Source organism: Candidatus Hydrogenedentota bacterium (assembly GCA_012523015.1).
In the GTDB taxonomy this organism is placed as follows: Bacteria; Hydrogenedentota; Hydrogenedentia; order Hydrogenedentales; family CAITNO01; genus JAAYBJ01.
In genome coordinates this window covers 1-17,096 of sequence record JAAYJI010000155.1, presented here as the reverse complement: position 1 = coordinate 17,096, position 17,096 = coordinate 1, and the positions used below count along the sequence as shown (strand labels likewise).

At 48.6% G+C, this 17,096-nt stretch carries 15 protein-coding genes, 1 tRNA gene and 1 pseudogene; 1 reads left to right on the top strand and 16 read right to left on the bottom strand.

Translation table 11 applies throughout. The features are described 5' to 3' along the window. The coding region (locus GX117_06800; protein ID NLO33048.1) for a hypothetical protein at nucleotides 1-774 on the bottom strand (774 nt) is incomplete at its 3' end. A 139-nt stretch (nucleotides 775-913) separates the two neighbouring features. Here GX117_06800 and hemG point away from each other — a divergent pair. Next, the gene (gene hemG, locus GX117_06795) at nucleotides 914-2,275 is read left to right on the top strand and encodes a protoporphyrinogen oxidase (protein ID NLO33047.1); all 1,362 of its coding nucleotides are present in this window, start codon (nucleotides 914-916) and stop codon (nucleotides 2,273-2,275) included. Between the two features lie 122 nt (nucleotides 2,276-2,397). On the opposite strand, the gene GX117_06790 is transcribed toward hemG, so the two are convergent. From GX117_06790 to GX117_06720, 15 genes and pseudogenes are all read right to left on the bottom strand, one after another. After that, nucleotides 2,398-2,475, bottom strand: a tRNA-Val gene (locus GX117_06790). Nucleotides 2,476-2,566: 91 nt separating this feature from the next. Beyond that, a complete protein-coding gene (locus GX117_06785; protein ID NLO33046.1) occupies nucleotides 2,567-4,054 on the bottom strand; it encodes a hypothetical protein in 1,488 nt (495 codons plus the stop codon). Further along, the gene (locus GX117_06780; GenBank protein NLO33045.1) at nucleotides 4,051-5,490 is read right to left on the bottom strand and encodes a hypothetical protein; all 1,440 of its coding nucleotides are present in this window, start codon (nucleotides 5,488-5,490) and stop codon (nucleotides 4,051-4,053) included. Before GX117_06780 ends, GX117_06785 begins: the two co-directional genes overlap by 4 nt. Nucleotides 5,491-5,594: 104 nt before the next feature. After that, on the bottom strand, nucleotides 5,595-6,647 hold the full coding sequence (locus GX117_06775) for an alcohol dehydrogenase catalytic domain-containing protein (protein NLO33044.1): 1,053 nt from the start codon (nucleotides 6,645-6,647) through the stop codon (nucleotides 5,595-5,597). 183 nt (nucleotides 6,648-6,830) lie between these two features. Next, nucleotides 6,831-7,505, bottom strand: coding sequence for a radical SAM protein (locus GX117_06770; GenBank protein NLO33043.1), 675 nt, complete (start codon nucleotides 7,503-7,505; stop codon nucleotides 6,831-6,833). 93 nt (nucleotides 7,506-7,598) lie between these two features. Next, complete coding sequence (gene prmC, locus GX117_06765; protein ID NLO33042.1) at nucleotides 7,599-8,432, bottom strand: peptide chain release factor N(5)-glutamine methyltransferase; 834 nt, start codon at nucleotides 8,430-8,432, stop codon at nucleotides 7,599-7,601. A 1-nt stretch (nucleotide 8,433) separates the two neighbouring features. Beyond that, on the bottom strand, nucleotides 8,434-9,513 hold the full coding sequence (gene prfA, locus GX117_06760) for a peptide chain release factor 1 (protein ID NLO33041.1): 1,080 nt from the start codon (nucleotides 9,511-9,513) through the stop codon (nucleotides 8,434-8,436). Nucleotides 9,514-9,519: 6 nt separating this feature from the next. Then, nucleotides 9,520-9,777, bottom strand: a complete 258-nt coding sequence (locus GX117_06755; protein NLO33040.1) for a type B 50S ribosomal protein L31 — start codon at nucleotides 9,775-9,777, stop codon at nucleotides 9,520-9,522. A gap of 195 nt (nucleotides 9,778-9,972) precedes the next feature. Then, entirely contained in the window at nucleotides 9,973-11,256 is a 1,284-nt protein-coding gene (locus tag GX117_06750) for a methyltransferase domain-containing protein (protein NLO33039.1), read from the bottom strand. Between the two features lie 611 nt (nucleotides 11,257-11,867). Beyond that, the gene (locus tag GX117_06745; protein NLO33038.1) at nucleotides 11,868-13,148 is read right to left on the bottom strand and encodes a hypothetical protein; all 1,281 of its coding nucleotides are present in this window, start codon (nucleotides 13,146-13,148) and stop codon (nucleotides 11,868-11,870) included. 2 nt (nucleotides 13,149-13,150) lie between these two features. Beyond that, complete coding sequence (locus tag GX117_06740) at nucleotides 13,151-13,747, bottom strand: sigma-70 family RNA polymerase sigma factor (protein ID NLO33037.1); 597 nt, start codon at nucleotides 13,745-13,747, stop codon at nucleotides 13,151-13,153. A 162-nt stretch (nucleotides 13,748-13,909) separates the two neighbouring features. Continuing rightward, nucleotides 13,910-14,827: an alpha/beta hydrolase gene (locus GX117_06735; protein NLO33036.1), complete on the bottom strand. Its 918-nt coding sequence runs from the start codon at nucleotides 14,825-14,827 to the stop codon at nucleotides 13,910-13,912. Nucleotides 14,828-14,989: 162 nt separating this feature from the next. Further along, nucleotides 14,990-16,213, bottom strand: a complete 1,224-nt coding sequence (locus GX117_06730; GenBank protein NLO33035.1) for a radical SAM protein — start codon at nucleotides 16,211-16,213, stop codon at nucleotides 14,990-14,992. A gap of 62 nt (nucleotides 16,214-16,275) precedes the next feature. Beyond that, nucleotides 16,276-16,629: pseudogene (locus GX117_06725) on the bottom strand (hypothetical protein). A gap of 6 nt (nucleotides 16,630-16,635) precedes the next feature. Continuing rightward, nucleotides 16,636-16,971 carry a hypothetical protein gene (locus tag GX117_06720; GenBank protein NLO33034.1) on the bottom strand — a complete coding sequence of 112 codons (336 nt, stop codon included), beginning with the start codon at nucleotides 16,969-16,971 and terminating at the stop codon, nucleotides 16,636-16,638. Nucleotides 16,972-17,096: the final 125 nt, after the last annotated feature.

Genomic DNA, 17,096 nt, shown 5'->3' with positions numbered 1-17,096 from the left:
CGGAACATTCGGCAATGATAGCCGAGGACTTCCCGACGAAGGCGCTTGCTTGGGACGTGCCCCCACTTTGGGCGCACTTTCAGTCATGGTTCCTTTCGCGCTTATCGTTCGCGGCGCAGCATCTTCGGGAGCAGCATGCAACGGCTTCACCGGCGTGGCAGCTTGTTGTTCGAGCGAATAGGTAAAATTCGGAAGATCATGGCTGCTCCGATAATCCCATGGCGCCAGTGCGGTGATCTCGGAAAAAACGGCACGTTCGGCAAGTACGGCTTCCGCATTTAGTTTTCGTAAAACAGTATCTTTCGAAGCATTATGTTCATCCCACCACGCCAGCCCATCGACCGCTAAGCTATGACTGATAGAATGACTGTTCTCATCAAAAACCAAGGCAACGGGTACGTTTAAAGAATCCACCGTGAGCACATAGACCGCTACGGTGTCGCCTTGATACCGTTTTTTCAATTCATCGCGCGCTTCTTCCGCAAAAGCCTGTCCTATTTCCGGACAATCAATTCCATATAAACGAAGGGTTGTGGTTTCTTCTCCGTGTTTGATCTTGACCAAGGCGTCGGGAGTAACGCTGTCCAGCTTGCCCGTATACTGTTCCTTTATCTGTGCATTCAGTTCTGTCAATATTTGATCTGCAGTAAGGAGCGGCTGTGTTTCGACTTGTTCCGCCTTATTATCCGCTACAGGGCTGATGTCTTGTGCTGCGAGAATTCCGGGTATAATCAACGCGGCAACAATCAGTATTGCACGCATTAAATAAAACATGATATATCTCCTTGAAAGGTTGTTGTTTGTATTGCCAATAGTATACCATGAAAATTCTTATCATCGTTATTTCGTCGGGGCACTCCATCCTTCATTTTTGAATGGATAGGTAGGTTTTTAGCTAGATCGGATAAAGTTAATGGAAAAAAAAATTATTGTCATCGGAGCAGGTGTATCAGGTTTATGTGCCGCATATTACCTGCGCAAAGCGCTTGGTGAAGATGCCGTCTTAACGCTGGAAGCGTCCTCCTGCCCCGGCGGTACGACACGGAGCGATCAGCAGGCGGGCTATACCCTTGATTGGGGGTCAAACGGTTTTTTAGATCGTGAACCGCTTACCCTGGCGTGGGCAAAAGATTTGGGACTTGAATCCGACACCCTTAAAGCCAACACAGCCGCTGCTAAACGCTTCATCTATCGCAACGACCGGCTGCACGAGGTTCAAATGCCGCCCGGATTCTTTTTGTCTTCCCTTCTGTCCCTGCGCGGAAGACTGCGCCTTTGTTGTGAGCCTTTGATTAAACAAAAACGCGATGACACGGAAGAGAGCGTCTTTGAATTTGCTGCCCGACGTATCGGCAAAGAGGCAGCACAAATCATGGTCGGTTCTATGGTACTTGGAATTTACGGCGGTAATGCCAAAGAACTGAGCATGCGCCACTGTTTCCCGCGCATGGTAAAGATGGAACAGGATCATGGCGGCTTATTTAAAGCACTCCTGGCTATCCGCAGAAAACGCGGCGCCTCGCCCATGGGTCCCCCCGGCGTCTTAACTACCTTCAAGGGAGGGATCGGCGCGCTGCCCGAACTCGCGGCGAAGACACTGCACAAGCAAATTCGTTATAACGCCAAGGTCACTGAAGTCACGAAACGTGAGGGAGGCTATGAAGTGCATTTGGAGCAAGGTGAAAGGCTCGCTGCCCAAGCCGTGGTCTTGGCAACACCGGCTCACGCTGCCGCTGCAATCAGCGCGTCCCTACACGCCGATGCCGCTGATGCCCTCGCTGCGATACCCTACGCCGGCTTGAATGTTGCGTGCTTGGGCTATAGGCGCGACGCCGTCGCCCATGATTTAAACGGATTCGGATTCCTCGTGCCGCGAGGACAAGGATTGCGTCTCCTTGGCTGTATTTGGACATCTACCCTCTTCCCCTTCGAAGCGCCCCAAGGATCCGTGTTGCTTCGTGTCATGGTGGGCGGCGCGTCAGACCCCGATGCCGTACATTTATCCGATGAGGAAACGCTCGCACTGGTTCGTAAAGAACTGGATCCTTTGCTGGGCTTACAGGGCGAACCGGAACTTAGCTGCGTATATCGACACCCCCGCGCTATCCCGCAATATACGCTGGGTCATGGGAAGCGATTGAAGACTATCGAAGACGCAGAAAAAGCCCTGCCCGGATTAGTATTCGCCGGAAATGCCTATTATGGTATCGGACTGAATGACTGTGTTCTATCGGCTCATCGGGCTGTGAAAATGGTTCTTGAAGAACTGGCTTGAACCGCACGCTGCTTTTTTAGGCAGCCCTATCTTTTTGCAAAGCAATGATGCGTGCGGGAGTCACTTTTGAATCGGGTGTGAACCGAGAAAAACAAGAAATACAGAGGAGGGAATAAAAAAAATGGTGGGCGATACTGGGCTCGAACCAGTGACCTCCACGATGTCAACGTGGCACTCTAACCAAGCTGAGCTAATCGCCCACAACAGACTCATAATAGCAAAAAATAGGATGCTGAGTCAACGTGTCTTTACACGTGAATATTCTGCGAAAGAAACCTTGATATTCGATATTTAAATGACGTGGATCAGGGTCACCGCTTCATAAACAGCGGCGATGCCCAACAACACCCCCGTAAAAAGGGCAGCGACAAACAAGAGCAGCAGCCCTTGTTTCAGCGATTTTAGGAAACAGCGATTCTTAATCCCGGACCACAGCAAGATCGTCCAAATAATGATAACTATACAGGCAAAGATATAGGCTTCCAATTCCATGACAATGGTCAGTGAGTGGAAAAACAGCATCTCAGCCGTACGCAACCACAAGGGCGACATGGTCCATCCTGCAAGACACAAACTTAAAAAGGTTTTGATCAATCCTAAGGGAAGCGGGAAAAGAGAAATTAAGAAGATTAGGAACAACACCTGCTCGATATAATTATTGTAGAAGGTCATCCATGCGGCATAGGATATTTTTCCTGAACTATAGGCAGCGCCAATATGCCCCAATCCGCCGATTTGAAACACAGTTTCCGTATACTGTTCGAAGCGAAACGCAAGAATCGGTGATTGTATAGCCACCCATACGGCTATAAAGAAAGCGCCGTAAAAGAAGATATGGGATCCCCAAAAAAGCTTGGGCCGTTTTAGAACAGCTTCGGCAAGGGGTGCGAAAATGACACTTTGTCGAGAACGCCGCATAAAATGTAGACCACTGAATTGGAGCAGCGCGCCGCCAAGGGCAATCAAACACATAGCAAGAAAGGATACATAAACGGTCTTGGCGTCGGATCGTATGAATCCGCCCAAAATATTGGGGACTGCCAAAGGCACTACTTCATCCGGCTCAGTCACCGTCGTCTCTTCAGTATTTCCCTTGTAGGTTAAAAACTCGGGCAGCCTTCCTTCTTTAGCCAGCAACTCCCCATCTTTCAGGAGTAGACCGCTAATGGCGCCCCGTTCTTTACTGAAGATCTCTTCGTATCCTTCCGGATAAGGCAGCATATACGTAAAAAGGAAACCGTTCACCGACTTTTTTAAGTGACCGACTACTTGAAATTCAACGCCGTCAATAGCAAAACTCTCCGAACGTGCCAAGTCTCCCGCCAATACTTCCGGACGCCCCGGAACAGGCAAGCGTCCGGAAGCTAAAAGCGGTGTGAGTTCATCGGGGTCCAGTTCTAATGCAACCACGAGTTCTGCAGCGCCCAAACGAATGTAGTCATTGAAACGATCCCATTGTAAGAGTTCGCTGAGTAATTCCATCCCAAGATCACCATCCAGCCTCGTAGTGCGTTCAGCAAAACGAATGGATACGGGAATATTGTCGTCATTTAAAAAGCGGGTCGTATCTTTGGTGAGAATAAGGGTATTCACCCAAGGCGCTTCGTCGAAGGCCTTTGATTCTTGTACCGAAATGTTATGCAGCAGTCCCAGCCCGACTCCCACAATACAAAGTCCAAGTATCAAGCTTTTCCACGGTCTACGCGGCACTTTTTGTTGCGCTTCAACGGGTGGCTGCTCGTCGGATTCTTGCTTTATGCTGAGGTTTTCTTCGTTCATGGAGATGCTACTGCAGCGGCTTGGGCGAGATCAACAGGCGGTGTACCAAAATTATCAACAATACGTTTCATCAAGGACGCAAAGTAACTTTCTGCTCTTGGGCCGAGCCAGCCCATCAATCCCACTTCATAATCCAGAACGCCGTGTTTATCAAGATCGTTGTAATAACGATCAGGCGATAAGTACCCGAGATAAGCACCGGAAAAACTGGTTACCCACAAGTCCCAGCCGCTCTCTTTCGCTTGGAGATGCCATTCCCGTGTCAATTCGCCGCTCGTGTCAAAGGGCATCCCAATCAATATGATGGACCCTACACGGGCGCCCTGTATCCAGCCTTCCTGAGGAACGCCCAGTATCTTGGATGCGATAGGCGATAGACGCCATGAAGGCGATAGGGGTCTTGCTTGAGCGGGCGGAACTCCAACAGGCACACGAACAGAAGCCACATCAACATAATTCATAAATTCGAGTTCTTCGGTGTTTTCGACTACCAATTCACCCAAAAGTTGACCATAGGCTTTCACCCGTTCGGAAGGTGTCGGGGCATCGGGGGCGCGCGGGCTCATGGAACCCAGTCCGCCGCCTAAATACATGGCGGTGGCGTTGGTCTTGGCTTCAATAAACCGTGTCATTTCTCCCGGAAATTCGGCGGAGAATTCCATCATATCTGTTCCGAAAATCGTGGGATGGGCAGACCAGCGGCATACATAACAGCGCTTGCCGCCCTCTTGTTCGACAACCATATAGTTGAGAAAGGAATCCACTTCTGCCTGCCGCGTCCGGTTACGGATATGCTCAGGCGCATCAATAAATCCGTGGGCATATTGAGCGGGCTTCATCGAATTGTAGGCTTCAACGATGGCATCGGCAAAGGTGGAGGCTAAAAATTCCGGGACAGCCGGATCATATTTACCTGCGGAAATTTTGGATGCTAAACCGGGGCCAAAAGCACCGGGACCGCAATGGGTATGGCTTGCTGGAAAATAAAGATCATCTGATGTGAGCGGTGTTTTTTCCGCCACTTTGTTGACCGTAAGTTCTGCTAAGTTTGGAGGGACGATGAGCATGTCGAGCCCTAAGATAACGACGGTATCTGTACCATCACTCAAGGCGATGGCACGCGCCTTGAGTTCATCTCGAACACCGCGTGATTTTTTACCGTCGGGACGGGCACTATAGCCGCCCATAGGCACGCCTACATTCGGGGTCATGATTCTGGTTGCCCAGCCTGCCAATAATTGGGTGGGATCTTCTGCAATATCGCAGTTGGCAGCGTGGGCGTCAATGGCCGCTATAGCTTCTTTGTAATAGGTTTTTTGCGTGAAATCGCTCGGTCCCCGCACCGGCCACGGGCCAATACAGATCAAAAATAAAATGGCCGAGACAACTACAATAATCAGTAGAACAAGCAGGATTCGTTTAAATAGTTTCATCATTCATTCTCCATAGAAAATTACCGTTAACATTTTGGGGAAATAGCGGCCTTGTAATGAGGTCACATGAATTAAGACTGAAAACACCCTTCTAAGGTTTTATTTTTTTACCATTCGATGGATGCTTTCAATACATTGTCTTTGTATGAAGTTGTCAAGTCGAAAGCCTCAGGCGCTTGCTCAAACGGAAAGACATGGCTGATGAGCCCCTGCACATCCAGCACGCCTGCTTCAATGAGTGCAAGGCTGGCTGGATAGCTATGTCGGAAGCGGCGGCACCACTTCAGGTTTAGACCTCTACGCCGAGCGATACTTACAGGAACATAATCTTCGTCTCTACCGGAAATGCCGGTCAGCACGCAGCGCCCTGCAGGCCGGGCGGCGGCACAGGCAAGGGCGAGCCCTTCTGCGCTGTTAGTGCAATCAATGGCAACATCGACCAGACGTCCGCCTGTTTGTTCCTCTAGCCATGCGATAGATTCTTTTCCGCCTGAGTCCAATCCGCCTGCTTTGGCACACAAGGCAGCATCCACGCCAAAGCGTGAGGCAACATCCACACGGTACGCAAGGGGATCAATGCCGAAGATGCGCACAGCGCCCGATCGCTTGGCAAGCTGTGCCGTTAGTAAGCCGATAACGCCCAGCCCAAAAACAGCGACTGTATCGCCCGGCTTTAAGGCAGCCAATTCCACGGTATGGACAGCCACTGCCGCCGGTTCAACCATGGCGGCACAGCCGGAGGTCATATCCTCAGGAACAACAAAACAAGCGCTGCTGTCCACCGCCATATATTCACATAGCGCGCCGTCATGTCCGGGTCCTCCCGGAAAACTCATGTTCGTGCAAACGTTGTAGTATCCCGTCCGACAAAACTCACAGTTTAAGCAAGGTTTTCCCGGTTCAACAGCCACACGTTTCCCCAATAAAGAAGCGTCTGCTTTCGCTCCCACCTCTTCCACGATGCCCGCATATTCGTGTCCTAAAACAAGGGGTTCCTCAATGACAGCACATCCGATATGCCCATCCCGATAATAATGAATATCAGAACCGCAAACGCCGACGGCTTCAATGCGTATGAGCACCTCTTCCGGACCAAGTTCCGGTCGGGGTAATTCCACCAGTTTCATCGATTTCTTTTGATACCATTGCCATGCTTTCATGAGCCTTACTCCTGCCATTAATAATTCAGATCGCTAATCAAAAAAAACTAGCGGGCTTTAAGGGGTTATTTTTTTGCAAAAACTGTAACGAAGCGACAAAAAAGCGCCCTTAACAAGAAGAGAGATTAAATTAGAAGTATATCACTCCTGACGCTCTTATGTCAGATTTATTAAAGAGCATCATCACACACCCCGTGTATGCGCAGGCCAGATGGATTTATGCAGTTGCAATTGCATTGTTGCGCGGGAACGATCTTCAATCATCCACTGCGCCAATATTTCGGGCGGGAGCTTCTCTGAGACGGGCGAAAACAAAACACAGTTACAAGCTTCGAAGAGCGTATATTCATGAATGATTTGCTGTGCCCACACATAATCGGCTCGGGAAGCGAGAACAAATTTTATCTCGTCATGCCCCTTGATTTTTTTGATATTTTTCCAGTCCATGTTCCCGCTCATACCGCTATCGGGACATTTGATGTCCATAATGCGAATGACCTCGTCGGGCAATAAATTAATGGGCATGGAACCATTGGTTTCTACCAACACCGTGTATCCTTTATCGATGAGCGCTTTTGCCAAGGGGGGTGTTCCGGCTTGTAATAAAGGTTCGCCACCCGTAATTTCAACGAGAGGTATCTGCCATGCGTCTACTTGATCGAGTATTTCCGATACAGTACAGCGCTTCCCCGTGCCATGAGAATACAAGGTATCACACCATCGGCATCGCAGATTACAACCTGCGAGGCGGACGAAACCGCAAAGACGGCCTGCCCATGTAGACTCCCCTTGGATGCTGGTAAACATTTCAATTACATCAAGGCATTCACTGTGCGTTTGTGAGACATGTCGATTCATGGCGCGATTTTCTGACCCTTAACTGGGATCTTATGTTAAGCCTATCTCATGCTATATGTTCAGCAGCTACCTTAGCATATTTTTATTGTCTTGCTACAATCGCAAGCCTGTAATTACCCGGTCGATTCCTGCCAAATCTTTATGACAATTCAGCCGGTGAAATCCGTGTCTAAGATAGAGGTCTGCAACTGCCGCGTAGTGGCTCTCTCCGATTTCCAAGGCGAGCATACCGCCGCTGCGCAGAGAATCCGCCGCAGCGGGTATCAAAAGGCGTACGTAATCCAGCCCGTCTTCTCCTGCCAGCAGAGCGCCGGGATCTTCATGACGCGTTATGACGGGCGAAAGTGTTTCCCACTCTTTTTCAGGGACATAAGGCGGGTTAGCTACGATTACATCCACAGGCGCGGTGAAAGGGCTCAGCAAGTCACCACAAATAGCTTGCAGTGAAATGCTATAGCGTTGCGCGTTTTCTCGTGAAATTTCCAGCGCATCTTGGCGGCGGTCTACGGCGTATAGACTTGTGTCGGGAAAATGGCGGGCAATGGCGATACCCACGCAGCCGGTACCACAGCAGACATCGATGACGCGGTACGGGGCAGAACAGAGAGACAAATAATCTAAGACAGCAGATACAAGGTGTTCCGTTTCAGGGCGAGGAACGAGAAGCGGCGGAACCACGCGCATGGACATTCCAAAAAACTCCCATTCCCCAAAAATGTAGGCAAGGGGCTCACAATTCAATCGTCTTGCTAAAAGAGTCTCAAGCTTGTTGGTAGGGACGCTTTCTTTCAGGCGTGCGAGCAGGGAGGCGCGTGATAAACCTGAAGCGTGCGCTAAAAGTAATTCTGCTTCCAATCGCGGTGTCTCTGTAATAGGGGCGAGTTTTTCTGTTATGGAGGAAAGCAGTTGTGCAACCGTTGTTTCCATGTCATTCTTGTGCGGCGAGCCGCGCGGCGCGATCTGCGACGTTCAAGGCATCAAAAAGATCGGCAAGATCGCCCTCCAATACCTCACGCAATTTGTATAGAGAAAGGTGGATTCGATGATCAGTGACGCGGTTTTCCGGGAAATTGTAGGTTCGGATCTTTTCGCTGCGGTCGCCCGAACGCACTTGACTACGCCGATTTTCTGAGCGTTGATCCGCTTCCTCCTGCATCTTGAGATCGAGCAGACGGGCGCGAAGAACGCGCAAGGCTTGGGCTTTGTTCTTATGCTGCGATTTTTCGTCTTGACAGGACACCACCATGCCGGTTGGTTTGTGGGTGACTCGGACAGCGGAGTCGGTGGTGTTCACGCTTTGACCGCCCGGGCCGCTGGAACGAAATACGTCGATGATCAACTCATTGGGATCAATTTGGATATCTACTTCTTCCGCTTCCGGCAGAACAGCCACTGTTACTGCAGAGGTATGGATTCTACCTTGTGTCTCTGTGTCGGGGACGCGCTGTACACGGTGCACGCCTCCCTCCCACTTCATGAGGCTATATACATTCTCCCCGGATAATTGGAAGGCAATTTCTTTGAAGCCGCCCAGCGCCGTGGGGTTAGAATTCATCAGTTCTATTTTCCAGGCGCGCAATTCGGCAAAGCGTGAATACATACGGAACAGATCCGCGGCGAAGAGCGCTGCTTCGTCGCCCCCCGTACCTGCGCGAATTTCAACGATGGTGTTTTTAGCATCCATGGGATCTTTGGGGATGAGCAATACTTTCAGCTCTTCCTCAAGAATATGGATCGACTCTTTTAGACGTGCCTGTTCCTCATGGGCAAGTTCCTGCACCTCAGGATCGGACTCGGTATGGAGGATTTGTTCCGCTTCTTGCAGACCGGATTCATGGGCTTTGAAGCGTGTAAAAACGTCAACAACATCCGTTAGCTCTGCATATTTTTGGGCGTGTTGACGGTACACATCGGCATTCATGGCAATTTCGGGAGTTGCCATGGCGGCTGCCAGACGTGTATGTTCGGCTACAAGGGATTCCAGTTTCTCGCGCACACGCGCTTCCATAAGAACTTATTCGGCGCTTTTAGCGGTGCCAAATTTTTTCTGGAAACGCTCTACACGGCCCTCGCTATCGACAAACTTTTGTTTGCCCGTGAAAAAGGGGTGGGAATAGCTGGACAGATCAAGGGTGAACAGAGGATATTCTTTTCCTTCGAATTCAATGGTGCGGCTCGTTTTTACAGTAGAACGGGTGATCCATTTTTTGTCTGCACCGATGTCCATAAACACAACTTCACGATAATTTTCGGGATGAATGCCTTTCTTCAAAGCATGTTTCTCCTAAGGTTTAGGGCTGTCTAAAAGCTGATTACGAGATACACAGAAAAGCCATATCTCGAGAATAAAAGGGTGAGTGTGGAAAGTATAGCAAAATAGAGTAGGAGCACGCAACATCATGAGTCGTACGCTTGTGCGGCAATGAACTCAGCCGGGCTGAAAACTTCCTTCGGTGATAAAACAAATTTATGGGGTATGGGAATCGCTCGACTTTATTTTTGCTGCAGAAACAATGAGTTCAGCGCCACAAATATATTCATACTCTTGCATTGAAAATTGATGTTGCTCCAACGAATCCCGAAGAGAGGAAAATGTAAAGGGATTCGGATGAATATCACCGGCAGGAGTCGGTTGTATGGCGTTATAGATTTTTTTAATGAAGCGCCAACGTCGGCGGCCATAATCCGGCGTGGCGATAACCAAGGTTCCGTCTGATTTCAAACAACGGGCGAGTTCACGAAACGGAATTTCCGATTGCGGCAAATGTTCTATGAGATGAGAGGCAAGGATAACGTCGAAGGACTCGTCTGGAAAAGGAAGAGCCGAAACAGAAGCATTAATTAATATCCGCGCCGGCCGCCGCATAAACCGTAACTTGGCAGGATTGGTATCCACCCCTATGGCTTGGGGCACATTGTTGAGCAATTGGGTAGACCCGCAGCCAACATCTAAGACTGACATACGGTCGCCTATAAAATCGCGTAGAATTTGACATCGACGGCGCTGCCACCAACGCTGCGGCAAGATACGGCTATAAAATGCGCGGGCATCATAATCGGCACTTTGCAGGCGATTGCGGTATTTCCAAAGGGTATAGAGCGATTGAAGGTATACTTTTCCAAACTTAAATACACGGGCATGACTCGACCCATGGCGTCTGGGAAGATAATGGAAAGGTTCTTCCACAACACGATAACCGCGACACCATGATTTGATTAACACTTCCTGGAGAACGGCATAGGTTTCATAGTGCAAATCCAGTTTGCGAATGGCGTTGCGATGGTAAAGCCGAAATCCACTCGACAAATCGCGTACAGGAAGGTCTAAAACAAATCCAAATACACGGTTTAGACTGCCACTGAGTATTTTACGGCTCCATGCCATTTCTCCGTAGCCTTGGGGCGTAAAACGAGAGGCAATTATTATTTCACCTTCATAGCGTCGTGCGAAAAGGTATTTTATGAAGACTGGGTGATGGGAAAAATCCGCGTCCATGGTCAGCAGCCATCGTGTCTCGATGTCTTCAAAAGCCGTACGTATTGCGCCGCCATAGCCCGCGCCACGTTGTGAAATAACCGTTGCCCCCAAAGATTGCGCAACGGACACCGTGTTATCTGTGCTTCCCCCATCAATCACAAAAATCCGGTATGAAATGGACATGGAGGATACTACTTCATTGATTTTAGGCACCAACAGACATAGATTGTCCGCCTCATTTAGACAAGGTAGTACGATTGCCAATTCTGTCATGGTGTTGGGTATAACCTTCTCTGACCATCAAGAAGACGACACAGATAATATTTGGAAGCTTCGCGTTGCAGGTATTGATTGATTCATCGGGATTCAGCCTATCATAAAAGACCTTTTACTTCAATAATTTTATATCCCCGATCGTTTCAATTTGAGCTCTCGGACAAGTTTTTTTTCTTGACATTAATGAAGTCTTAGGTTGTTTTATCGGGAGCGGAGCCCGTGGGAAAGAGCTTAGACTTGGCTGGTTTAAGGTCGATGGCGCAAGGTATTCATATCCACTTAGATAAACAAACCCTTTCCGGCCTAATACAATGCAGCGAGACTGCATTAACGAGGGGAGCTAACCCGAGTTCCGTGGTTTGCAGGTACTCTAGGGGAAGGAGTGACGTGAGGCAGAACATTCACCACGTGCTGCTCAGGTTCGCTCCCCTCTAATATGAGGCCTCCACTTATAAGTGCTTGGTGAGGCGAGTCCAGGGATAAAATATCGGCTGCAGGTACTCTCGGGGAAGGAGTGACATGAGAAACAGGGGTTGCCGAATATTTATTGAACCCGCCTCGGGTAGAGAAGGGGTTGGAGGCAAACTTAAATATGAAATCATAGTGTTTCATGGCCGGACTCCCACGGCGCGGACTTCCGTAAAAGAGGTGTCCAATTGGCCGGTACTATAGTCCGGAAGCAAGTCTATATGCAGTCTATTTTCTGCATGAGTTTGAACTTCAGCGGGAACATCTATATTGATTGAAGTATGGGTCTTGTCTTGAAATACAGAGGGTGGAATGTGCGTTTTAAACAGCGGGTTCAGTGAACTGTCAGAAACATAGACACTGTAGCCGGCGTGCCCTTCTGAATAAGGATGGGGCAGCCAATTCAGTTCCACGGCGCGTACCAAACGCTGTTTTGTTTCCACCATAAAGATCTGCCGCCGTGTCCGCGTTGTTTCCTGTGTTGACGGCACAAATCGGGTGAGGAACATTCTTTGTGCACTTACTTCGGGCAACACATTTCGTGCCATTTCCAGACAACGGGCCGCCGGAACGTCTCGTTCTATTTTGGGCCGGTTGCGTTGACTGAAAAGCGCTTTATTACCTTGGTGGAGCAATGCGAAACTCGTTTCATTCTCAACGAGCACCTCCCCATTGACAACGGTAACTTCCGTATTGTCCGAAGTTGTATACACTTCAAAAGAGGTGCCTAATGCTGAAATGACCCCATGAGGAGTGTTTATCAAAAACTCTTGGGTGTCCGGATGTACATCAACAAAAATACGCCCCTGCTCCAAAAGAAGTTTGCGTTCGCTGATAAGATACAAACTGGAATCTTCATAAAGCGAAACATGACTGGGGCCTGAAAGACCCAGTAGGAGCCGGCCATCTTTTCCCGTCTTGATAAAACTATCGGGAACGAGTAAGGTTTTTTCTTTCGCTTCGTTCAGAATCCCGTCTACGGCACGACCGAAACGAACAGGGCCGTTGCTATAGGTAATAAGCCCGACGGCATCATCATCTTTTTGCGGAATTGAGGGCCAATAAAGCCACAGCAAACCGCCTAAAACGAGCAATATGATGGGGGCAAGAACGGGGACTAAGGCGGCAAAGGTTTTGTTCCAAGTCCTTTTTTTGGAAGGAGGTATCACGTGGGAATTAGACGAGCGTTTTCTATCCATCTCCGGCAAATGAGCCATGACCGTCGGCACCAAGTTTTCTTGAAGGCGGTCTTCCTTGAGCAATTCAAAGAGTTGCACATTTGCAGCCCGTGCAATTTTCAATTCATGGCGGCAGGCATCGCAATTATGGAGATGATCTTCGAAGAGCAGTCGTTCTACACTTCCAATTTCATCGTCCAAAAAGGCTTGGAGCAAACCAAGTATTTGTACACAAGATGCCACGTTTATGCCTTTTCTTCTTCTTTCAATTGATCGGTTTCTATATCTTTATAGTGCTGAAGTTCTTTGCGCAACATACCGGCTGCACGGCTGAGGATGCCGCGTATCTCGTCATGAGAGTCTCCGGTAAAATGGCTGATCTCTTCATAACTCATCTCTTGCACATAACGAAGTACCACCGGAAGCTGATACCGTTCCGGCAAAGATTCTATGGCACGATGAACGAGCTCATAGACATCATCGGAAACAGAGGATGACTTCGCTTCAGTATTAAAATTTAACGTATTGTAATGCGCGCGACGTCGAGGCAACGGTGTTTCATTACGCAGCCGAGGCGCATTTTTACGCAGCCAGTTTGCAGAGACACGCGTGGTAATCGCTTTTAACCACGAACCAAACTGTTCCGGTTCACGTAAGCGCGGCAACGAACGATAGGCCGCCCAAAACGCCTCTTGTGCAATATCTTCCGCGCCGCCATAGCGCCCTGCATAATGAAAAGCAGTGGCATAGACAGCGTGTTGATACCGCGCTACTAAAAGGGCGTAGGCGTCCGTGTCTCCGTCACGACATTGGAATACAAGTTCTTCATCTGTTGGACGCATAAACTTTCTTCCCAAAATAATAAAAAATGTATGATGCCTCACGCTGCGTCTACAGAAAGCGTTGTATACCGTTTCTTCAACTGTATCTACCTATAAAGTGGCGTTTTTTCGGTATAACTACACGAAACGCTCCAATCTGGAACATCCCTCCTTTCCGTTATATTAATTTACGACCCCTTGCAACTTGGTATAAAGCCATTGTGCAGCCTTTTCTATTTCGATATCAATATCCGGCCAGGGATGACCGCCTTTTTCTTTATAAACCAAATCCACCTCGCCTCCGGCGGTACGCAGCGATGCCGCCAATTTTTCAGCTTGTTTCCAGGGCACTATAGGGTCTTCTTTTCCTTGGACAATAAGAAAAGGCGGTGGATTATGAGCTGTGACTCGTGCAGGCGAAAGACGTGTCAACATTTCAATCAAAGTATCTTTCTCCACTTTTTCCGTGCTGCAATGAAAAAAAAGCGACTTAATATTCATTGAATCGAGAGTCCTTGGATCGAAAGACCGTCCCCCGTAATCGACAAGATCCGTAGGCGGAAAAAACAAGGCTATTGCCGCCACATCGGTGCTCCACCTGCGTAAGGGATCATAAGCAACGGTTCTTCCACGCTGCACGTTCAATGCGGTTAACGCGCCTAAATGCCCCCCTGCAGAGACTCCAAGGATTGCGAGGCGTTCCGGTTGGATTTCGTAGACCTTCCCATTATTTTTAATGTGTCGTATGGCGGCCTGTACATGCCCCACCATCTCCGAAGCGGTGAACAAGGATGCGGAACCGGGAAGAACAGCAAAGACCGTAATGCCCAATTCACATAATGCATCTATGGCGCCTAAGCCTACATGTTCATTAAGAATTACACGATCTGAACGCCACCCGCTGCTGATCACATCGAGAACGGCGAAATTTGTCGTTTTATGTTTGGGTATAAAAATATCCATAACCAAGCCAATACCATGGGCCTCGGCGTATACCACATTACATTGTTGTGTATAATTTTTCTTCGTTTTCGGGCGCAGCCGCAACGATGCGGCAGGCCGATATAAAATTTCAACCGGTTGGGGTGGGGTCGGATTCATACAATACCTTTACGTGAAAATAATCTTTAACTTCAATTAACGACATTATTTCATACCCAAAGGCAGAGACAAAATAGAGGAAGGAACAGGATATATTTTTACAGATGCAGGTATCCTGCTGAGTTCATAGAATGAAGGTTCAGAAGTAGACAAGCAACGGAATTAGTGTGATTTTTCGTTGCGTAAACGCTGTTGTATCAAACGCCACTCTTTATACCGCTTATAGCTGCCGCGAAGACCGTAGTTTCGAATGCTGGATACCAGTCTATTCAACACGGCTCTTTTCTTGGGTGTGCTGCTCAATGCCTGCACAGCTTTTTTTAAGTCGACATGCTCTTCACCGGACGGAAATGAACAATATCTACACTCGTCGCGTAACTGCCCTTCCAACATCGTTTTTCTAAACTGAGTCATATAAGCGCCGTTCCACACTTCGGCTAGTGACATATCGCGAATGCTCTGGGATCGTTCATCCGACAAATAACAACAGGGACTGACATGACCACTGGAATCAATAGCGATACCGGTCCATGGCTCTAGGCAATGAGCTGTGCAAAGATCTTCCGAATCCGCTTGGCATGTTGCCATATTTTCCGCCTTAAAATGTTTATCTTTATCCGCCTGTACAAGCATCAATAAATTATGAAGTGTGTGCGGGAAATTAAGGGCGTCCGCTTTTTTAATAGCGCCCTCAATATAGCCTGGCAGCGCAGCACGTTGCTCTGTATTCAAAATATAGCCACGACCTTCCAAGTCATTTTCAACTAATGGACTGGCGGCGAACATGTCTATTCCCTTATCTATACAAAGATCGATCATATCTTCAAGGCGGTTGTAGTTTTGTGCAGTGATCGTCAAATGAACGGACACTAGGGGCACGTCGCTTCGGTATTTGTCTTTCGTGGATCGCAAGGTTTCAAGGGTAGCCAGTGTTTTGCAAAAAGCTCCTTTATAACGGATAAAATCGTTACTGGCTTCATCAGGTCCATCAAGGCTTATACTGAGTGTGTCCCAACCCGCCTTGATCAGCGTTTCAATCATTTCTTGAGATAGCCCTGTGCCATTGGTCTGCAGTCGACCTTCCATGCCATACTGCTTGGCCTTGACGCACATAGCGGTCACCAAGTCCGCACGGAGTGTAGGTTCGCCGCCGCCGCCGATTACAAAAGAACGTACCCCCAGCGATCCAGCTTCGTCAACAAGACGCAGCCAGCGCTCGTCAGTCAATTCATGAAAGAGATAATTGGGTTTCTCAAAGCAATTTCGGATACAGATGCCGCAATTGACATTGCATCGATAGGTTGGAAATGCGAGTAAACGCCACGGACCTTGAGATTCATGTTGCCACTGATTGAGTCTATCGGCTATTACCGGTACTGTAGTCATCGTTATCCTTTTTCCTGAAAGAAATACGGAGCAATACACCCTTTGAAGATCACCGTCTTGGTTTATCGTGCTTCCTTACGAAAAGCCCGACGAATAGCGCGCCATTCTTGGAATCGTTTCCAAGTCCTTCGCACACCGCTTCTTCGCAGGTTTATCCACGTTTTTCTTATCAATGCGATCACATTTGAATTACCATGCCCCCTCGTTTCCACCGCTTGAACGACACAGGCTCTCAACTGGCAATGATCGTTGCTCTCAGGGAAACGGCAGCTGATGCAAAAAGGCGGTAAATCCCCTTGTTGCATCTGTTGTCGAAAATTCCTTAGATAGGGGCCAAGCCAAACTTCTTGCAAACTTTTGTCGCGAATACTGTCCGCGGCGCCATCCCAAAAGAAACAGCAGGGCGCTACATGTCCCGACGACTATACAACGATTCCCCGCCACGGTTCCAAACATTTGGCATTGATAAGAGCCGCGTCTTGGCTTTCCCGAGGCTTAGGTTTTGCTACTTGGTTTTGCTCCGACTTTTTTGTGATCAAAGTGTCGAGATTGGTTGCCAAACCAAGCTTACTTGCCAAAGCTAAGGCCTTTTCGATTTCTTCGGGAACGCCAAGCTTTTGCGCGTCACTTAAGATAAAGTCTTTCATATCCGGACTGTATTCAAGCAGTGTCTTAACGGATAGATATTCAACGCCTTGTTCCACACAAAAGTGTACCATGTCATCTAAGTGTTTGTAGTTGAGCGCAGTCAACACCATATTAAATTGCAGCTACGGTAAAGGGGAACGGCGTTCTTTATTTAACTGATGCAGCCCTACCAATCGGGTCACCGTTTTAGCGAAGGCCTTTTCAAAGCGTATAGCATAATTAATTGCCACAGTTG

What these genes read in the sequence shown, in the direction of transcription:
- GX117_06780 (NLO33045.1), bottom strand. Translation starts at nt 5,490, where the DNA reads ATGATGAAACTATTTAAACGAATCCTGCTTGTTCTACTGATTATTGTA.
- hemG (NLO33047.1), top strand. Translation starts at nt 914, where the DNA reads ATGGAAAAAAAAATTATTGTCATCGGAGCAGGTGTATCAGGTTTATGT.
- GX117_06775 (NLO33044.1), bottom strand. Translation starts at nt 6,647, where the DNA reads ATGAAAGCATGGCAATGGTATCAAAAGAAATCGATGAAACTGGTGGAA.
- GX117_06735 (NLO33036.1), bottom strand. Translation starts at nt 14,827, where the DNA reads ATGAATCCGACCCCACCCCAACCGGTTGAAATTTTATATCGGCCTGCC.
- prfA (NLO33041.1), bottom strand. Translation starts at nt 9,513, where the DNA reads ATGGAAGCGCGTGTGCGCGAGAAACTGGAATCCCTTGTAGCCGAACAT.
- GX117_06730 (NLO33035.1), bottom strand. Translation starts at nt 16,213, where the DNA reads ATGACTACAGTACCGGTAATAGCCGATAGACTCAATCAGTGGCAACAT.
- GX117_06750 (NLO33039.1), bottom strand. Translation starts at nt 11,256, where the DNA reads ATGACAGAATTGGCAATCGTACTACCTTGTCTAAATGAGGCGGACAAT.
- prmC (NLO33042.1), bottom strand. Translation starts at nt 8,432, where the DNA reads ATGGAAACAACGGTTGCACAACTGCTTTCCTCCATAACAGAAAAACTC.
- GX117_06770 (NLO33043.1), bottom strand. Translation starts at nt 7,505, where the DNA reads ATGAATCGACATGTCTCACAAACGCACAGTGAATGCCTTGATGTAATT.
- GX117_06740 (NLO33037.1), bottom strand. Translation starts at nt 13,747, where the DNA reads ATGCGTCCAACAGATGAAGAACTTGTATTCCAATGTCGTGACGGAGAC.
- GX117_06785 (NLO33046.1), bottom strand. Translation starts at nt 4,054, where the DNA reads ATGAACGAAGAAAACCTCAGCATAAAGCAAGAATCCGACGAGCAGCCA.
- GX117_06720 (NLO33034.1), bottom strand. Translation starts at nt 16,971, where the DNA reads ATGGTGTTGACTGCGCTCAACTACAAACACTTAGATGACATGGTACAC.